At 71.8% G+C, this 16,567-nt stretch carries 16 protein-coding genes and 1 pseudogene; 6 read left to right on the top strand and 11 right to left on the bottom strand.

Going from position 1 to position 16,567, the window contains the following annotated elements; translation table 11 throughout:
- Positions 1 to 161 precede the first annotated feature (161 nt).
- A pseudogene (locus tag AC6EXY_RS22070) lies at positions 162 to 272 on the bottom strand (IS6 family transposase); the annotation flags it as partial.
- Between the two features lie 124 nt (positions 273 to 396).
- On the opposite strand from AC6EXY_RS22070, the gene AC6EXY_RS22065 reads away from it, so the two are divergent.
- A complete protein-coding gene (locus AC6EXY_RS22065) occupies positions 397 to 1,851 on the top strand; it encodes an amidohydrolase family protein (RefSeq protein WP_499817909.1) in 1,455 nt (484 codons plus the stop codon).
- 32 nt (positions 1,852 to 1,883) lie between these two features.
- On the opposite strand, the gene AC6EXY_RS22060 is transcribed toward AC6EXY_RS22065, so the two are convergent.
- Positions 1,884 to 2,351, bottom strand: a complete 468-nt coding sequence (locus AC6EXY_RS22060) for a VOC family protein (RefSeq protein WP_165818179.1) — start codon at positions 2,349 to 2,351, stop codon at positions 1,884 to 1,886.
- 62 nt (positions 2,352 to 2,413) lie between these two features.
- On the opposite strand from AC6EXY_RS22060, the gene AC6EXY_RS22055 reads away from it, so the two are divergent.
- Genes AC6EXY_RS22055 through AC6EXY_RS22035 form a run of 5 tightly spaced genes read left to right on the top strand, consistent with a single transcriptional unit; the run spans position 2,414 to position 9,014 of the window.
- Positions 2,414 to 3,319, top strand: a complete 906-nt coding sequence (locus tag AC6EXY_RS22055) for an alpha/beta fold hydrolase (protein ID WP_499817908.1) — start codon at positions 2,414 to 2,416, stop codon at positions 3,317 to 3,319.
- Positions 3,316 to 4,542 (top strand): aromatic ring-hydroxylating oxygenase subunit alpha, encoded by a 1,227-nt coding sequence (locus AC6EXY_RS22050; protein ID WP_499817907.1) that lies wholly within the window; start codon positions 3,316 to 3,318, stop codon positions 4,540 to 4,542. Before AC6EXY_RS22055 ends, AC6EXY_RS22050 begins: the two co-directional genes overlap by 4 nt.
- Complete coding sequence (locus AC6EXY_RS22045) at positions 4,539 to 5,516, top strand: VOC family protein (RefSeq protein ID WP_499817906.1); 978 nt, start codon at positions 4,539 to 4,541, stop codon at positions 5,514 to 5,516. The genes AC6EXY_RS22050 and AC6EXY_RS22045 overlap by 4 nt, the downstream gene beginning before the upstream one ends.
- 10 nt (positions 5,517 to 5,526) lie before the next feature.
- Positions 5,527 to 6,252 carry an FAD binding domain-containing protein gene (locus tag AC6EXY_RS22040; RefSeq protein ID WP_165818178.1) on the top strand — a complete coding sequence of 242 codons (726 nt, stop codon included), beginning with the start codon at positions 5,527 to 5,529 and terminating at the stop codon, positions 6,250 to 6,252.
- Complete coding sequence (locus AC6EXY_RS22035) at positions 6,249 to 9,014, top strand: molybdopterin-dependent oxidoreductase (RefSeq protein ID WP_499817905.1); 2,766 nt, start codon at positions 6,249 to 6,251, stop codon at positions 9,012 to 9,014. Before AC6EXY_RS22040 ends, AC6EXY_RS22035 begins: the two co-directional genes overlap by 4 nt.
- 56 nt (positions 9,015 to 9,070) lie before the next feature.
- On the opposite strand, the gene AC6EXY_RS22030 is transcribed toward AC6EXY_RS22035, so the two are convergent.
- The 9 genes from AC6EXY_RS22030 to AC6EXY_RS21990 form a co-directional block, all read right to left on the bottom strand.
- Complete coding sequence (locus AC6EXY_RS22030; protein WP_499817904.1) at positions 9,071 to 9,835, bottom strand: ABC transporter permease; 765 nt, start codon at positions 9,833 to 9,835, stop codon at positions 9,071 to 9,073.
- Complete coding sequence (locus AC6EXY_RS22025) at positions 9,828 to 10,652, bottom strand: ABC transporter ATP-binding protein (RefSeq protein ID WP_101829611.1); 825 nt, start codon at positions 10,650 to 10,652, stop codon at positions 9,828 to 9,830. The genes AC6EXY_RS22030 and AC6EXY_RS22025 overlap by 8 nt, the downstream gene beginning before the upstream one ends.
- A complete protein-coding gene (locus tag AC6EXY_RS22020; RefSeq protein ID WP_101829593.1) occupies positions 10,652 to 11,734 on the bottom strand; it encodes an ABC transporter substrate-binding protein in 1,083 nt (360 codons plus the stop codon). The genes AC6EXY_RS22025 and AC6EXY_RS22020 overlap by 1 nt, the downstream gene beginning before the upstream one ends.
- A 135-nt stretch (positions 11,735 to 11,869) precedes the next feature.
- Positions 11,870 to 12,736: an ABC transporter permease gene (locus tag AC6EXY_RS22015; RefSeq protein WP_101829592.1), complete on the bottom strand. Its 867-nt coding sequence runs from the start codon at positions 12,734 to 12,736 to the stop codon at positions 11,870 to 11,872.
- Between the two features lie 52 nt (positions 12,737 to 12,788).
- The gene (locus AC6EXY_RS22010; protein WP_499817903.1) at positions 12,789 to 14,033 is read right to left on the bottom strand and encodes an aromatic ring-hydroxylating oxygenase subunit alpha; all 1,245 of its coding nucleotides are present in this window, start codon (positions 14,031 to 14,033) and stop codon (positions 12,789 to 12,791) included.
- 119 nt (positions 14,034 to 14,152) lie between these two features.
- Positions 14,153 to 14,563, bottom strand: coding sequence for a cupin domain-containing protein (locus AC6EXY_RS22005; RefSeq protein WP_101829590.1), 411 nt, complete (start codon positions 14,561 to 14,563; stop codon positions 14,153 to 14,155).
- Positions 14,547 to 14,987 (bottom strand): RidA family protein, encoded by a 441-nt coding sequence (locus tag AC6EXY_RS22000; RefSeq protein ID WP_499817902.1) that lies wholly within the window; start codon positions 14,985 to 14,987, stop codon positions 14,547 to 14,549. The genes AC6EXY_RS22005 and AC6EXY_RS22000 overlap by 17 nt, the downstream gene beginning before the upstream one ends.
- Positions 14,984 to 15,844 (bottom strand): fumarylacetoacetate hydrolase family protein, encoded by an 861-nt coding sequence (locus tag AC6EXY_RS21995; RefSeq protein WP_101829588.1) that lies wholly within the window; start codon positions 15,842 to 15,844, stop codon positions 14,984 to 14,986. Before AC6EXY_RS21995 ends, AC6EXY_RS22000 begins: the two co-directional genes overlap by 4 nt.
- Before the next feature lie 72 nt (positions 15,845 to 15,916).
- Entirely contained in the window at positions 15,917 to 16,456 is a 540-nt protein-coding gene (locus AC6EXY_RS21990; RefSeq protein ID WP_101829587.1) for a nuclear transport factor 2 family protein, read from the bottom strand.
- Positions 16,457 to 16,567 lie beyond the last annotated feature (111 nt).

Genomic DNA, 16,567 nt, shown 5'->3' with positions numbered 1-16,567 from the left:
CCGATGCCGAGGCGGACCAGCGGCTTCATCCGCGCCCCACCCTCCCGGCGCTTCACTTTCTGTGCTGTCATGGTTACCACTCGTACCCATGCTGGGGTCCGCGTAATCTCACGCAGCGTGAACCCGGCCCCTTCCGGCTGACGTCGCTCAGCGCGTTAGAACAGGGCGTAGCGCAGGTACCAGCCCACTGCCAGCACGATCACGTCCGGCGGGAACCGGAATCCCGTGAACTCCGAGGCCGGAGTCGGTGGGCGAGTACGACAACGACGCATCACTTGATCGGGCCTGATCGGCCGCCGCGCCCGGCCAATGCAACAGCGCCGCCTACGCTAGTATCAGTTTCCGCTGGTCAGCGACGCCCGGCAGCCCTGTTCGCGTGCGCATTCGGAGCTGCTCATGCCGTCGCCCCTGCTGGTCCGCGATGCCCGCGTCGTGACGATGGACCCGCAACGCAGGGTTCTCGACCGCGGTTATGTCGCCGTCACCGGTGACACGATCACCGCAGTCGGGCCGATGGCCGAGTGCCCTGAGCCGGGGGGCGCCCGGGTGATTGACGCGGCTGGCAGCGCCTTGCTGCCTGGCTTCGTCGACGCACATGTGCATTCGTTGGACATCCTGCTGCGCGGCGGAGTCGCCGATGACCGGCCGCTCTACGACTGGCTGGTCAACGTCAACCTGCCGGCGGCGCGGGCCTACCGGCTCGAGGACCACGCGACGGCGGTGCGGCTGTTCTCACTGGAGGCGCTGCGCTCGGGGATCACCACGGTGGTGGACCAGATCGAGGTGCCGTTCGCCGAGTGGGACGAGATCTCCGACGTCGTTGTCGACACCTACGTCCAGACCGGCCTGCGCGCCGTAGTCGGCCAGATGTTCTACGACACCGTCCCGCCCGAGATGGACGCGCTGATGGCGGCGTACACCCGCAAGGAGCCGCAGCTCACCCCGGACCTCGGCGCGCAGCCGGGCGGGCTCGAGGACGTGCTGGCGAAGCTCGAAACGCTGATCAGGCGACACCATGGGAAGGCCGACGGACGGATCTCGTACTGGCCGGCGCCGGGAGTGGCGATCCTCTGTACGGCGGACGCGCTGCTCGGCGCGCAGCGGCTGGCCCGTCGCCACGGGGTGATGACGACAGTCCACGTCGCCGAATCGCCGCTCGACCGGATGCAGCAGGGCATGAGCAGCGTCCAGTACCTCGCGGCGATCGGCTACCTCGCGCCGGACGTGCTGGCGGGGCACTGCGTGCAGGTCGACACGAACGACATCCGCGCGCTGGCGGTGGCCGGCGCGAAGGTGTCCTCCCAGCCGGTCAGCAACCTGTTCCTCGGCAACGGCATCGCGCCGGTGGCCGACATGCAGACCGCCGGCGTCGTCGTCGCGCTCGGCACCGACGACGGGAACTGCAACAATTCGGTGAACTTCCTCGCGGACATGAAGTTCGCCGCGCTGCTGCAGAAGGGCCGGGCCGGAAACCCGGCGGTCCTTGGCGCGGAGAAAGTCCTGGAGATGGCGACGATCGACGGCGCGACGGCGGTCGGCCTGGCGGATGTGATCGGCTCGGTCGAGGTCGGCAAGCAGGCCGACCTGATCCTCGTCGACCTGTCCGGCGCGCACCTGCATCCTCGGCAGAGCACCGCGTCCGTGCTGGTCTACCAGGCCAACGGGACCGAGGTGCACACCGTCGTCATCGCCGGCGAGGTGGTCCTGGAGAACCGGCAGCCGACCTGGCTGGACCCGGACGCGGAGCGGCGCCTCGTCGAGGACGTGGACGAGGCCTCGGCCCGCATCCTCACGGACGCCCGCGTGCGCCCCCGGACCGATCAGACCTGGGTGTCGCGCCGCGCGGTGTAACCCGGCGGCTCGGTGCCGGCGCCGAGCTGGCGTCAGACGAGGTCGGCGACGAGCTCGAGCAGCAGACCCCAGCGGGTACGCAGGTAGATCCAGCGCCGCCCGGCAAGCGGGTGGCCCGGCCCGAGGGCCTGGATGTCGCCGAGCGGCTCGACCCTGCCGTCAGCCCGGATCGCGGCGACGGCGGCGTCCAGGTCGGGCACCCGAAGCGCGAGATGGCTGCCGCCGATGTCGCTCACCCGCGGCGCCTCGCCCCGCTGGTCGGGGGCCGCATACTCGAACAGCTCCAGGTGGCGGCCGGCGAGGTCGACCTTGGCGAGCCGGAACGAGCTGTCGGGGTGGATGCCGAACTGGCGGGCCATCACGTCACTGCCCGGCGGCGGCGCGTAGGCGCGGCGGTAGAGCTCGCGCGCGCCGAACATGTCGGCCAGCAGGGCCACAGCCTCGTCGAGGTCGGGCACGACGATGCCCGTGTGGTCGAGCGCCAGCACGTCGAGCGCCACCCGATCTCCTCCTGGGACGAACCGATACAGCAGTGAAATAATTATATGATGCGATATATAACATGCTCAGCAACCCGGACCTGACCGGCGCCGCGACCGCCGGCGGCCGCATCAGCTGGCGAGAGCTCGACGGCGTACGGACGCGGATCCTCGACGCCGGCCCGCGCGACGGCCAGGCAGTCGTGCTCCTGCACGGCGTCGGTGGTCATCTCGAGGCCTTCGGCCGACTCGTCTCGGCGCTCGCCGCCACCTTCCGCGTCGTCGCCGTCGATCTGCCCGGCCATGGCTGGTCGGACGCGCCCGACCGCGACTACGAGGTCGACGGCTACCTGCCCCATGTCCACGCGCTCATCGACGAGCTGGGCCTCGGCCGGCCGGACCTGGTCGGCCTGTCGCTGGGCGGCTGGATCGCCGGCCGCCTGGCGATCACAGCGCCCGAGCGGGTACGCCGTCTCGTCCTGGTCGCCCCTGGCGGCGTCCGAGCCGACCCGGCGGTCATGCACGCGCTGCGGACGCTGTCGACGGCCGCCGCGGCGGCGCCGTCGACGGAGTCGGTCCGGGCCCGGCTCGAGTGGCTGATGGCCGACCCGTCGACCGTCACAGACGACCTCGTCGCCACCCGGCTCGCGATCTACCAGCGCCCCGGCCACGCCGAGGCGATGCGTCAGGTGCTCTGCCTGCAGGACCCGGCCATCCGTGAACGCAACCTGATCCCCCCTGCCGAGTGGGCGCGGATCACGGCGCCGACGCTCGTTCTCTGGGGCACCCAGGACGCGACCGGACCCGCGCAGACCGGCGCCAGCCTGGCCGGCTGGATTCCCGGCGCCCGGTTCCGCCAGATCACGGGCGCCGGCCACTGGCCGCAGTTCGAACGGCCCGAGGAGGTCAACTCGGCGATCAGCCGCTTCCTCGGCGCCGCCGACCCGATCGACACACCCAGGGCCAGCTCCGAGGAAGGACGACGATGACGGTCGCACCGCTTCGCCTGACAGGGCCGCCGGCCGGCTACCCATCCATCGCGGACCTGGTCGAGCAGGTCTCCGCGTCGACAGGTGACCTGGGCAACGCGCTCTCGCTGCCTCCCGGCGTCTACGCTTCGCCGCACTTCTACGAGTTCGAGCGCTCCGCGGTCTTCGCGAACAGCTGGCTGTACCTGTGCCACGTCTGCGCACTCCCGAATCCGGGCGACTACCTGAGCATCACCGTCGCCGGCGAGCCGCTCGTCGTCACCCGTGACCAGGCCGGCGACCTGCACGTCCTGTCCTCGTTGTGCCGGCACCGCTCCTTTCCGGTGGTCGAGGCCGAGGAGCGGGGAAACGCCGGGCAACTACGTTGCCCGTACCACTTCTGGAGCTACGCGCTCGACGGGTCGCTGCAGACCGCGCCGAACATGGAGCCGGCGCACAGCCTCGGCGACCTGCGGGCGACGATCTGCCTGCCCCGGTTCCCCGTCACCGTGTGGAACGGCTTCGTCTTCACGCACCTCGGGGAGAACCCCGAGCCGCTGGAGCCGACGCTGGCCCGCCTCGACGGCGAGTTCGCCGCGCACAACACCGCCGAGATGAAGATCGGCGACTCGGTGGTACTACGCGGCCAGCCGTGGAACTGGAAGAACATGCTGGAGAACGCCCTCGAGGCGTACCACACCAGCTTCATCCACAGGGGTTACCACGACAACGCCCCGGCCCGGCTCGTGCAGTTCCTCGGATTCGACGCCGACACCGAGAACGGGATCATGCGGTACGCGCGGTTCCTCAACCCGGACGGCGGTTTCCTCACCGAGGACGGCAAAGCCGCCTTCCCTGTCATCGAGGGGCTGACGGCCGAGCAGCGCGGCCGGACCGTGTACGCCAGCGTGCCGCCGGCGATGTTCGTCTCGATGAAGCCCGACTCGATGATGGTCTTCCGGATCACCCCGGAAGCCCATGACCGGATCACGCTCGCGGTCGACTGGCTGTACCCGGAGGCCACGCTCGCCCAGGAGAACTTCGCCGCGCTGATCGCGCGCCAGCGGGAGTTCTTCGACATCGTCAACGGCCAGGACAGCATGGCCAACGAGCGGATGTTCGCGGCGCTGGGCTCCCGGTTCGCCGCCCGCGGCCCCTACTCGCCGCAGGAGGCGACCCTGCCGCAGTTCAACGCGTGGCTGCTGAAGAAGTACCGCGCCGGCCTGGCCGGGAGTGGCGCATGACGGCGACGGTCCTGGCCGGGTTCCGGCCGCGCCGGCTGGCCCACGTGAACCTGTTCGTCTCCGACCTGGGCCGGTCGTTGGAGTTCTACACGACGGTCTGCGGCCTCACCCCGGTGTTCGAGGAGCCGGGGATCGCGACGGTCTTCCTGTCGAACGGCAACAGCCACCACGACCTGGCGCTGATGGAGATCTCCGAGCAGGCGCGGGTCGGCCGAGACGGCAATGTGCAGGTCTCCCGGGGCCGTGGCCGGGCCGCCGGGCTGAACCATCTCGGCTGGGAGCTGGCCTCCGAGGCGGAGCTCGTCGACGCGATCCGGCGGGTGCGGGCCACCGGCGCCCGGCTGCACCGCACGGTCGACCACCAGATCTCCCACAGCGCCTATCTGTTCGACCCGGACGGCACCTACCTCGAGATGTACGCCGATGCGTCGGACGACTGGCATGCCGTCTACGCGGAGAACAGCGGGCGGCTGATCACGGGGAACTGGGACCCGGAAGGCGCGCCTGCCGACCCGCGTGAGCGGTTCACCGCCGACCCGGACTACACCGTCGTGGATGGCGCCGCGCTGCACCCCCTGTGCACCGCCCGGGCCTGCCTCGCGGTCGCGGACCTGGACAGCGCACTCGACTTCTACCACCGACTCGGCGGACTCACCGTGCTGCGGTCGGGCCCGGAAGGCGCCGTGCTCGGCGGGACCCTCGGCCTGCCGGACCTCACCTTGCTGCGCGCGGGTGACGGGCTCGAGCCGGGCCTGTCGCACTTCGGCCTGCGCCTGCGGGAAGAGGCGGACCTTGCCGCTGGAGCGGCGCGGGCCGCCGCGGCCGGCGTCGAGCCGGTGGCGACTGTCGACGCGGCGCACAAGAAGTCGGTGGTGCTGCGCGACCCGGACGGGGTGCTCGTCGAGTTCCTCGTCCCCGGCGACCCGACAGCCACGCTGCCTGTTCCACGGCCCGCGGCCCGGTTCGCGGCCTGAGGGGCCGACGGTGACGGTCTGGTACCGGCCGGCGGGTCTGCACGAGGCGCTGGAGCTGCTGGCCGCGGGCGGCACCGCCGTCGGCGGTGGCGTCGCGTTGCTCTCCCCGGCGCTGCCGCCCGTCCTGGGCGAGCTGGCGGTGGACGTGTCGGGCGTGCTGCCGTCGGGGCTGCGCGACGGCCAGATCGGGGCGGGCACGACGTTGGCCGAGCTGGCCGCGGACGCGGCGGTGCTCCGCGCCTGGCCGGGCATCGCCGCCGCCGCGGCGGCGATGGCGACCCCGCAGGTCCGCCGGGCGGCGACGGTGGGTGGCACGCTTGGTGCCCGGCTGCCGGGCTCCGACCTGCCGGCCTCGTTACTGGCCTACGACACCGTCGTCGTGACGGCCGCCGCCGGGGCCACCGAGGAGCTGCCCGTCGCGGACTACCTCGCCGCGCCGGTGCCGGCGGCACAGCTGGTCGTCGGGCTGCGGCCGCGGCTGGCCGGCCCCGGCGCCCACCGCAGGTTCGCCCTCCGGGAGGGCCCGAGCCCCGCGATCGCCGTCGCCGCCGGTGCCCGGATCGACGGGGTCGTACGGCTCGCCGCCGGCGCCGTCGGGCACAGCGCGGCCCCGCTGCTGTTCGACGGGGACGAGCCCCCGGACCTGTCCCTGCTGCGCGCCGACGCGCGCGGCTCGGCCGCCTACCGGCGCGCGCTGCTCGCCGTGCTCGCCGCCGAGGTGAGGAGCGCGCTGTGACGGCTGAGGCTGTAGGTGACCGGCCAGTGGCCCGGGAGACGGCGCAGCGGACGATCGACGTCGACGGCCGGGCGATCACCCTCGGAGCCGACCGGCTGGCCCAGCCGCTCGCCGAGACGCTGCGCGCCGCCGGGGTGACGTCGGTGAAGCTGCCGTGCGGGGAGGGGACCTGCGGTGGCTGCACGGTGCTGCTCGACGGGGCCCCGGTCGCCGCCTGCGTGACCCCGTCGGCCCGCGCCGCCGGCCTGCGGGTGCGGACCGCGGCCTCGGTGACCGCTGCCGGACCGGGCGCGACGCTGGCCGCCGAGCTTGCCCGCCGGGGCGCGCTGCAGTGCGGCTTCTGCATCCCCGGGATCGTCTGCTCGTCGGCCACGCTGCTCGAGCAGCGCGGCGACCTGGACGCCGCCACCGTCCGAGCGGCCCTGGCCGGGCACCTGTGCCGGTGCACTGGCTACGAGGGGATCGTCGACGCGGTGCTGCGGGCGGCCGCCGGCACGCCAGGCGCCGCGGCGACCCGCCAGGACGGGCGGGGGAAGGCCGACGGCTCGCTCCGTTACAGCGCGGACCAGGTGCCCGACGCTCTCGTCGGCCTGCTGCTCACGAGCCGCGGCCCGCACGCGCACGTCACCGTCGAGCCGGGTGATGCCCTCGACGTGCCAGGCGCGGTCGCCGTCTTCGGGCCGGGCGACGCGCCGGCGCGACGGTTCTGCACGAACCCCCATGTCGACGACCCGGTGCTCGCTCCGGCGGAGAACGCGGTGTTCGCCGCCGAGGCCCGCTACGTCGGCGACATCGTCGGCCTGGTGGTCGCCGAGACCGCGCACGCCGCCCGCGAGATGGCCGCCCGGGTGCGCCAGGTCGAGGAACCGCTGCCCGCCGCCCGCACCGTGGCCGAGGCGCTCGCGGACGGCGCCGCCCGGGTCCAGCGAGCCCGGACCGACCTGCCCGGCAACGTCGCGGTCGAGCTCGCGTTCGGCGCCGACGAGGCCGCGGTCAGCGCCGCGCTGGCCGCGGCGCCGGTGACCCACACCAGCACCGTCGAGATCCTCCCCGGGCCGATCGCCGCGCTGGAACGGCCCGCGGCCCTCGCCACCTGGGACGACGGCCGCTGCACCGTCTGGTCGACCTCGCAGACCCCGCAGGTCGTGCGCCGCCGCCTCGCCGGCCTGCTCGGCCTGGACGCGGCCACGGTGGACCTGCGGCCGGTTCCGCTCGGCGGCGGGTTCGGGCTGAAGGAGGAGATGTTCCTCGAACCCGCCGCTGCCCTCGCCTCCCGCGGCTGCGGCGGCCGGCCGGTGCGGGTCGAGCCGACCCGGGCCCAGCTCGGCCGGCTGCGCCGACGCCACGCCGGCACGATCACCATCACGTCGGGCTGCGCCGAGGACGGCGCCGTGTTGGCCCGCGACGTGCGGGTGGTGCTCGACGCCGGCGGTGAGGTCGGCCATTCGGGCCTGGTACTGGAGAACCTGCTGCTGCTCGCGACCAGCCTCTACCCGGTGGCGGTGGGACGGGCCGCGGGCCGCGCGGTGCTGACGAACACGACGAGCTCGGCGGCGTTCCGCGGCTACGGCGCCAGCGAGATCACGTTCGCGCTGGAGACCCATCTCGACGACCTGGCCCGCCGCTTCGGCTCCGATCCGGTCGAGTTCCGGCGCCGTCACGTCCTGCGGGCCGGGCAGGTGGACCCGGTCAACAGCTGGGTCGTCGCCTCGCTGGCCGTCGACGAGTGCCTCGACGCGCTCGCCGCGGCCGGTGACGCCACGGCGGCGCTGCCCCCGGGACAGACGGCGGCCGGCGAGGAGCCGGGGCGGTGGCGTCGAGGTTCGGGCATGTCGATGTTCGCGATCGTCACCGCCGCCTCCAGCGCGGTCCACAAGGACAGCGCGCGGGCCCGCTGCCGGGTCGGCGCGGCCGGGATCGTCGTCGAGACGGTCGTCCCGGACATGGGCCAGGGGATCCACTCGACGCTGGCCGCGGTCGCCGCCGAGCAGCTTGGCCTGCCGGCGGAGCGGGTGGTGCTGTGCCAGGCCGCCGCCGCGGCCGCGCCCGCGGACGAGGGCACGTTCGCGAGCCGCGGCGTCTACCTGACGGGGAACGCGGTCGCCGAGGCGGCGCACCGGCTGACCGCCGCCGCCGAGCACCGGCTCGGCTGGCCGGGCGGCACGCTGCGCTGGACGAACGACGGCGCGATCCGGGCGGACGCCGTCGACGCCCCGGCCGTGCCGTGGTCGGAGCTCGTCGGGCTGGTGGCCGAGGCAGGGGTGATCGCCGAGGACAACGGGCTGGTCGTCGGGGCGCAGCGCGTCGACGTCGCCGTCGACGCGTGGACCGGTCGGCTACGGGTGGAGCGGGTCGTCTCCGTTCACGACGTCGGCAGGGTCCTGGAGCCGGCGCTCGCTCGCGGCCAGGTCGTCGGCGGCGTCCTGCAGGGAATCGGGGTGGCGACCACGGAGCAGGCCCGCCACGACGGCGGCGTGCCGCTGGACGTCCACCTGTTCGACCAGGCCATCCCGACCATGGCTCTCGCGCCGGAGATCCAGGCCGTGTTCGTCGGCGACGGGGCCGCGCGTGGCCGCCTCGGTGCCAAGGGGCTGGGGGAAGCGCCGATGGTCGGGGTTCCCGCCGCGATCGCGAACGCGGTCCGGGACGCCACCGGGGTCCGGCTGACGACGTGGCCGATGACGCCCGAACGCGTGCTCGCCGCGCTTGAGGACCCGGCCCGAAGCCCCAGCCGGGCCGCGAACGCGCCAGCCCCGCCCTGATGGACGGGGTCGTCGCGTGCCTGGGGCTGTTGTGGTCAGCCGGAGATCTGCCGTGGTCAGCCGAACCGGCGGGCCGTGACCCACTCCAGCGCGGCGCAGCCGCCGTAGAGGAGGAGGGCGATGACCACCGTTACGACGACGGCGGCCCACATCATCGGCATCCGGTAGTTGCGCATCGCGACGAGCATGATCGGGCCGATGCCGTTGGAGGAGCCGAGCCACTCGCCGATGACCCCGCCGAGTACCGCGAGCGGGATCGCCGTCTTCATGCCGATCGTGAGCACCGGCAGAGCCGCCGGAATCCGGGCGCGCAGCAGCGTGTCCCGCCGGGCCGCTCCCAGCGCCGCGCACAGGTCGGCCACCGCGGGGGAGACTGCGGCCAGCCCTGAGACGAGGGCCAGGTAGAGCGGGAAGAACGCCGTGGTGGCGGCCATCGCGGTCGGCACCGTGTCCCGGGAGAACAGGGCCAGCAGGATCGGGGCGATGGCGACGAACGGGATCGCGCTCTCGATCGTCCCGAGCTGGTCGAGGCCGCTGCGCAGGAACGGCAGCAGCGTCGCGAGGACGCCGACGACGACCGCGGCGAGCAGCGCCCAGCCGAACCCCTCGACCGCCTCGAGCATCGTCGCCCCCGCTCCGTCGAGCAGCACCCGGCGCGACGACGCGTCGGCGAAGACCCGGACGACGACGGTCGGCGCGCAGACCGTCGTGCCGAACCACCGCAGCGCCGCGACGGCCTGCCAGGCCGCGAGCAGCAGCACCACGCCGAGGACGGCGAGCGCCGGCCCGGTCACCGGTGACCTCGCGGCGCGTTCACTCATCGGAGTCCACCCCGCCGGTGAGCGCGTCGAGCTCGGCGGTCAGTTCGTCGACCATCGCGTGGAACCTGGCCGAGCGGGTCACGTCCAGGGCGCGAGGCCGGTCGAACGGCACCGTTACGATCTTGCTGATCCGCCCCGGGCGCGGCGAGAGCACCACCACCCGATCAGCCAGCAGCAGGGCCTCCTCGACGTCGTGGGTGACCAGGACAGTCGTGACCGGGTCGGCCATCCAGATCCGCTGCAGCTCGGCGTTCAGCCGTCGGCGCGTCACCGCGTCGAGCGCGCCGAACGGCTCATCGAGCAGCAGCAGGTCCGGCTCCAGCATGATCGACCGGGCGATCGACACCCGCTGGCGCATGCCGCCGGACAGCTGCCTGGGCCGGGCGTCCTCGAAGCCCTTCAGCCCGACGAGCTCGATGAGCTCCGCGATCCGTGCCCTGTCGACCGGACGGTGCGCGACCCGGAAGGGCAGGGCGAGGTTGTGGTAGACCGACGACCAGGGCAGCAGCGCGTTGTCCTGGAACGCCACCCCGAGACGGTGGCGCGCGGCCAGTTCCCGCGGGGGCGCCCCGTCGACCGTGACGGTGCCGGACGTCGGCTCCTCCAACGAGGCCATCATCCGCAGCAACGTGGACTTGCCGCAGCCCGACGGCCCGAGCAGGGCGAGGAACTCGCCGGGGGCGATGTCGAGGCCGACGTCGCGCACGGCCTCGACCGAGCGGCCGCGCCGCATCGGGTAGACCTTGCCGACGCCGGCCAGCGAGATCGGGGCGCCGCGACTCGCCGCCACGGCCGCCACCTGCGCCACCTGGCTCATCACGAACCGGTGTGAAGTTCGGTGAGCAGGGACATGTCGACCGCCTTGGCCGCGTCGATCGTCTTCATCCCGGAGGCCACCATGCCCTTGTAGATCGGCCCGGACAGGTAGTCCGTGTCGATCCACATGTAGCCGTGGGTCTTCGTCGCGTCGCTGGAGGCCAGCGGGAGATAGGCGGCGTTGTGCTCGATCTCGCTCGCCTGGTCCAGCCCGGCGGCCTTGCCGTACGTGGAGACCGCGAGCTTCGGGCCCGCCGTCGGGTCGGCCACGTCGTCGGCGAAGCCCCTGAGGGTCGCGCCGAGGAAGCCCTTGATCGCCGCGCGTTCGCTCGCCAGCTTCGACGTCGTCGTGAAGATCGGCAGGGTGTAGGCGGGGAGCCCGGCGTCGGTGAACGACAGCAGGCCCGGCATATGGCCGGTCTCCTTCTTGTAGGAGAGGACCTCGTCGGTGACGAAGCCGGCGAGCACGTCGACGTCGCCGTTGAGGAGGGAGTCCGGGCCGTAGCCGGTCGGGATGAACTTGTAGTCCGGCTCCAGACCGTTCAGCTTGAAGATCGCATCGAACTTGGTCTGGATGCCCTGCGGGCCGCCCAGGCGCTTGCCCTTCAGCCCCGCGACGGTCGTGATCGGCGCGTCCCACTTCGACATCAGCATGTTGAGGTTCGACTGGTAGAGCGCGCCAACGCAGACCAGCGGGTTGCCGTCGGCGATCGCGGCGACGACCGTCGTGATGTCGGTCGCGATGCCGATGTCCGCCTTGCCTGCCGCGACGATGCCCTCGATCGCGCCGATGTCCGAACCACCGGGGGTCAGCTTGATCGCGACGTTGTTCTGCTTGTAGTAGCCGTTCGTGTCCGCGAGGTAGAGCGGGGCGAATTCGGTGTCCGCGACCCAGCTCAGCTGGATCGAGAGCGTCGTCGCGCCCGCGTTGGTCGTTCCGCTCGCCGACGACGAGCCGCCGCCACAGGCGGCGAGCACCGGGCCCGCCGCGGCCGCGGCGGTGCCGAGGCCGGCGAGCCGCAGCAGGCCGCGCCGCGAGATCGAACCGGTGAGCGGGCTCGGGATGGTGTTCTTCTGAGACATGACGCTCCGGCTGGTAAGGAGAGACGGCGCCGCGTCAGGGCGGCGGCCGCGAGTGTTTGACGATCAGCAAGAAAACGGTGGGATGAGACCGCGGGACAGGCGTCGGCAGGGTCGGTGTCTCTGGGGTCGGCGGGGCTACTCGAAGCGCTCGCTCGCGAGCCGGCAGAGGCCCGACACGATCGAGTAGAGGATCACCGACAGCACGATCGACACGACCGAGCACGCCCATGCTTCGGAGGTGCGGAACGAGGACTGGGCGATGATCAGCCGGTAGCCGAGGCCGCTCGTCCCCATGACCCACTGCGCGAGCATCGCGCCGGCGACGGCGACGACGATCGACACCCGCAGGGAGACCAGCAGGCGGGGCAGGGCGGATGGCACCGCGAGCCGGAAGAAGCGGTCGAGGCGTCGGGCTCCGAGGACTACGAACAGGTCGTCCGCGCCCGCCGGTGTTCGGGCAAGGCCCGAGGCGGTGAACACCATCACGGGAAAGAACGCGATCAGAGCGGTGATGATCACGATGGTCGTCGTGTTGTAGCCGAACACCTTCGCGAGCACTGGCGAGATGGTGGCGACCGGCAGGCACTGGCTGAGCAGTGCCGGCCCGCTGATCACAGCCCGAGCGAGCCGGGAGAACCACGAAACCGTCGCCAGCAGCGCACCGGCGACCGCGCCCACCACGAGGCCACCGAGGACGACCCCGGCGGTGCGCAGCGCGTCGAGCGCGAAGCTGCCCGGGTCGTGGGCGATGAACGTCAGCACCCCTGACGGGTCCGGCGCCACCGCCGGCGGCAGGTGGCCGAGACGCACCCACGCCCACCAGGCCACCAGGATCAGCGCGAGCGGCCACAACGCGTTGACCACCCGGCCCAGCAGGAACAACGCGACACTGGGGCGCCGCCGCGGCGGCGCCAGCCCGGTGGGGACCTCATCCGACGGCTCGGCTGTCGGGAGCCGCGCGGTCGGGGCGACGGTGGCTCTTGCGGACGTTGACGGCGTCACGGCCTCAGCGCCCCCGCTCGGTCACCCAGGCTGGCGGGCGGGAACGGGGCGGTCATCGCGTTCCCGGACCGACCGCGTCGACGAGGTCGGCGACGAGGTCGGCGTAACGGGAGTCGAGCAGGGCCGCGTAGCGCATGTAACGCAGGGTCAGCCAGCGGTTCATCTGCGAGAGGGTGCCCTCCTGCCAGCTGTACCGACCGCGGTTGGCGTAGCGGGAACGCTGGCCCTGCTGCATCCGGGTGTTCGAGTAGATGTCCTGCTCGTTGATCGCCTCGTTGACGTCGTTCTGCATCTGGAACGCCCACTCGAACCCGGGCGCCTTGATGGAGCTCTCCGGGAACAGCCAGCCCATGCGCAAGGTCATCGTGTTCGCGGTCTCGGGCGTGATCAAGAAGTAGAAGACCTGGTCCGGGGTGAAAGCGAAGAACACGGTCGGCAGCACCGAGGCGAACATGACGCGGGTGCGGCGCTGCTCCGAGAGGCCCGGCAGGATCGGCAGCACGGCTCGCCCGGTCGGGTTGAAGCCCGCGTCGATCCAGCGGTAGTTCGTCGGGTGCATGACCTGCCCGTCGGAGTCGTCCCACTCGACGAACTCCGCCATCGAGGCCGGGGCGATGTCGTGGTAGCCCATGTGCACGAACGACGTGTGGTAAGGCTCGAGCGCGTTCTCGTGCATGCCTTTCCAGTTCCAGGGCTGGTTCTTGTACTCCATCGTCTTGACGATCTTCAGGTCGCCGACGTTGTAGGCGGCCATCTCCGGCTCGAGCTTGGCCAGCGTCGGCGCGAGCGGCTCCGCGCCCGGGTCCATGTTCGCGAAGATCATTCCGTGCCAGATCTCGACCTTCAGCCGCGGTAGCCGGGTTTCGGCGCGCAGTTCGGCGATCGGGCAGGTCTGGGTCATCTCGGGGGCCGCGACCAACTGGCCGTCCAGGCCATACGCCCAGTAGTGGTAGGCGCAGCGGAACTGCTTCGCGGTGCCCTTCTCGCCGTCGACGGTGATCGGGTACCCGCGGTGCTGGCAGATCGCGGACATGACCCGCAGCTCGCCGTCCTCGCCGCGGGCGACGATGAGCGGCTCGTCGCCGACCTGGATGGTGAAGAAGTCGCCGGGATTGGCTACCTGGTCGATATGGCCGAGGCACAGCCACTCCCGGGCGAAGATCGCCTCCTTCTCGAAGGCGTAGAACTCCTCGGACGTGTAGACGGCCGCGGGCAGCGTGCGGGCAGTGGTGAAGTCGGTCGACGCCGGGTCGAGCCCGGCGAGGATTGCCTGGACTTCCGGCGTGAGAGCATTCATGGACGGCTCCTCGGGGCGAGGTAACATATATGATCGGTCGTAGTCGCTTCAGCCACGTGTCCGCTGTGGCACGTTTCTGTGACTCGCGACCGCCGCGGACGAGGAGCCGGCCGGGGCGATCAGCTCAGGTTGACGACCGTCGGCTGCTCGCTGTTGCGCGCGACGACGCAGCGGCAGTCGACCTCGTCCGGGTTCTCCTCGCGGTGCACGAGACCGCCGGGGATCACCGCGATCTGCCCCGCTCCCGCGGTGAAGTCCTCCTCGCCCTCGGGCCCGGAAACCAGGAAGCGCATGCTGCCGGAGATGACGCAGACGATCGTGGTCTGGTCCTCGTGATGGTGCGCCACCGAATGGTGGCCCGGCGGCAGGACGCTCACCCCCAGCCACATGCCCCCGGCCGAGACAGCCGTGCCACGCGACAGCGCGCCGGACGCGCCGCCGGCGTCGGCCGCGTTGTCGGCCTCGAGCGCTCCGGTCGCGACGACGCGGCTTCCGCTCGGGTAGACGGTCTGCTCAACCGACGAGCTCATCACCGGCTCCTCTCTGCTGGGTGGTGGCGATGCCCTCGACCTCGATGAGGAATTCCGGGCGGACGAGCCGGGCGACGACCAGCAAGGTGTTGCCGGGCGGCCGGCCCTGCGGGTAAAGATCGGCGAAGATCTCCTCGCGGATCCGGTAGAAGTCCGCGATGTGGTCCGAGTTGACCAGGTAGGTCGTCATCTTCGCGAGCTCGGCCCACGAGCTGCCGGCGGCCTTGAGCGTCTCGCCGAGCAGGCGGAAGACGGTGCGCATCTGCGCCTCGAAGTCCCCGGCGCCGACGGTCTCGCCGTCCGCGTCGACGGAGAGCACGCCACTGATCATCGCGAGGGAGGCCGACGGCGGGCAGATCACGACCGGCGAGTAGTAGCCGACCGTCCTTCCCCCCGTGGAGGCGACAGCGAGGCCGCCGGTCATCGGGCCCCCGCCTGCCCGACGAGAGCGGCACCGGCCGGCACGGCGATGGTGTTGCGCAGCGCGCCGATCTCCTCGATCGTCGTCTCGACCACATCGCCCGCACGGAGGAACTCCGGCGGGCGCCGGGTGAAACCCACTCCGGACGGCGTCCCGGTCGCGAGCACGTCGCCCGGAAGCAGGGTCACATAGCGCGAGATGATCGAGATCTGGTCGGCGATGTCGAACACCATGTCCCGGGTGTTCGCCTCCTGCTTGCGCACCCCGTTGACGGTGAGGGACAGGTCGAGGACCGGTGGGTAGCCAAGCTCGTCGACGGTGACCACCCAGGGGCCGATCGGGGTACAGCCCTCGACGTTCTTGCCCAGGTGCCACTGGGAGTGCCGCTTCTGCGCGTCGCGGGCGGTGATGTCGTTGACGATCGTGTACCCGAAGACGTGGTCACCCGCGGACTCGCGGGGGATGCCTCTGCCGGCCTTGCCGATCACCACGCCGAGCTCGACCTCCCAGTCGAACTCCGTCGAGATCCCCGGGTCCAGCGGCAGCGGGTCGTAGGCGCCGGCCAGGGCCGCCGGCGTCTTGAAGAAGACGATCGGATCCGTGGGCACCGTCTTCTCGAACGCGTCGGCGGATTCGCGCTGGTGCTCGACGTAGTTGATACCCACGCACAGCACGCCTCGACAGGAAGAGGCGACCGGGGGCAGCAGCTGCACCTCGGCGAGCGGGACCGTCAGCCCCAGCGGGTCCGGCGCCGCTGCGGCGAGCAGCTCGTCGAACGACGCGGCGACGGCGTGCACCTGGTCGCCTTGGACGACACCGGTGTACTGGGCGCCCTGGTAGCGGAAGATCGCGACCTTCACGCGGCAACGCCTCCTTGTGGGGACTGCGAACGGTGGACCGGAACTCGGGAAAGGGGGGCAGGGCGCGACGGGTCAGCTGGCTGGCTCCCACAGGCGGTTGACCAGCCAGCCCTCGTCGAACGGGGTGCGGAAGTCCAGGGCCAGGCGCAGGTGCGAGAACTTCCAGATACCGTCGCGGCGCTCGAAGTCGTCGACGTAGGCCCCGGCCTGCCAGAAGGCGCGGTCCCGACCGGCGTTGCAGGCCTGCAGGAGCTTCCAGCGGCCGACGGCCCGGTCGCCGTCGACGGTGATGTTCTCGTTGGTCAGGAAGTGCGCGGTGAACGACATGTTCACGGCGGCGGCCACGAACGACTCGGCGATCGCCCCGCGCCCGACGATCTGGCTGCCGGCCTTCGTAGGCGCATCGCCCTCGAGCGGGCGGTCCGGCAGAGACTCCCAGATCGCGTCCTCCCAGAAGAGGTCCGCGACCGCGCCCCGCAGCCGGTCGTCGAGGCCCTGCATGTAGGCGGCCTTGAGCCCGCGGATCTCGTCGCGGGACTCGATCCGGTCGAGACGGGTCGCCAGGTCGGGCCCCGCCGTCGAGGCTAGCCCGGCTGTCGGTCCATACATCATATAAGAAGTATGAGCACCCTGGATCGGGGACCGTCCAGTACGCACGGGAAGATGTAACTTTTCGTTACATCAGGCAACGTGGGCGGAACGAAGACGTCGGAACATATATGA

Source organism: Frankia sp. RB5 (genome assembly GCF_059816245.1).
The sequence above is the reverse complement of the archived record's forward strand: the minus strand, read 5'-3'. Positions and strand labels throughout refer to the sequence as shown.

Coding starts and splice junctions, on each gene's coding strand:
- AC6EXY_RS22030 (WP_499817904.1), bottom strand. CDS start 9,835: ATGAGTGAACGCGCCGCGAGGTCACCGGTGACCGGGCCGGCGCTCGCC.
- AC6EXY_RS22000 (WP_499817902.1), bottom strand. CDS start 14,987: ATGACCGGCGGCCTCGCTGTCGCCTCCACGGGGGGAAGGACGGTCGGC.
- AC6EXY_RS22025 (WP_101829611.1), bottom strand. CDS start 10,652: ATGAGCCAGGTGGCGCAGGTGGCGGCCGTGGCGGCGAGTCGCGGCGCC.
- AC6EXY_RS22055 (WP_499817908.1), top strand. CDS start 2,414: ATGCTCAGCAACCCGGACCTGACCGGCGCCGCGACCGCCGGCGGCCGC.
- AC6EXY_RS22045 (WP_499817906.1), top strand. CDS start 4,539: ATGACGGCGACGGTCCTGGCCGGGTTCCGGCCGCGCCGGCTGGCCCAC.
- AC6EXY_RS22005 (WP_101829590.1), bottom strand. CDS start 14,563: ATGAGCTCGTCGGTTGAGCAGACCGTCTACCCGAGCGGAAGCCGCGTC.
- AC6EXY_RS22050 (WP_499817907.1), top strand. CDS start 3,316: ATGACGGTCGCACCGCTTCGCCTGACAGGGCCGCCGGCCGGCTACCCA.
- AC6EXY_RS21990 (WP_101829587.1), bottom strand. CDS start 16,456: ATGATGTATGGACCGACAGCCGGGCTAGCCTCGACGGCGGGGCCCGAC.
- AC6EXY_RS22020 (WP_101829593.1), bottom strand. CDS start 11,734: ATGTCTCAGAAGAACACCATCCCGAGCCCGCTCACCGGTTCGATCTCG.
- AC6EXY_RS22065 (WP_499817909.1), top strand. CDS start 397: ATGCCGTCGCCCCTGCTGGTCCGCGATGCCCGCGTCGTGACGATGGAC.
- AC6EXY_RS22010 (WP_499817903.1), bottom strand. CDS start 14,033: ATGAATGCTCTCACGCCGGAAGTCCAGGCAATCCTCGCCGGGCTCGAC.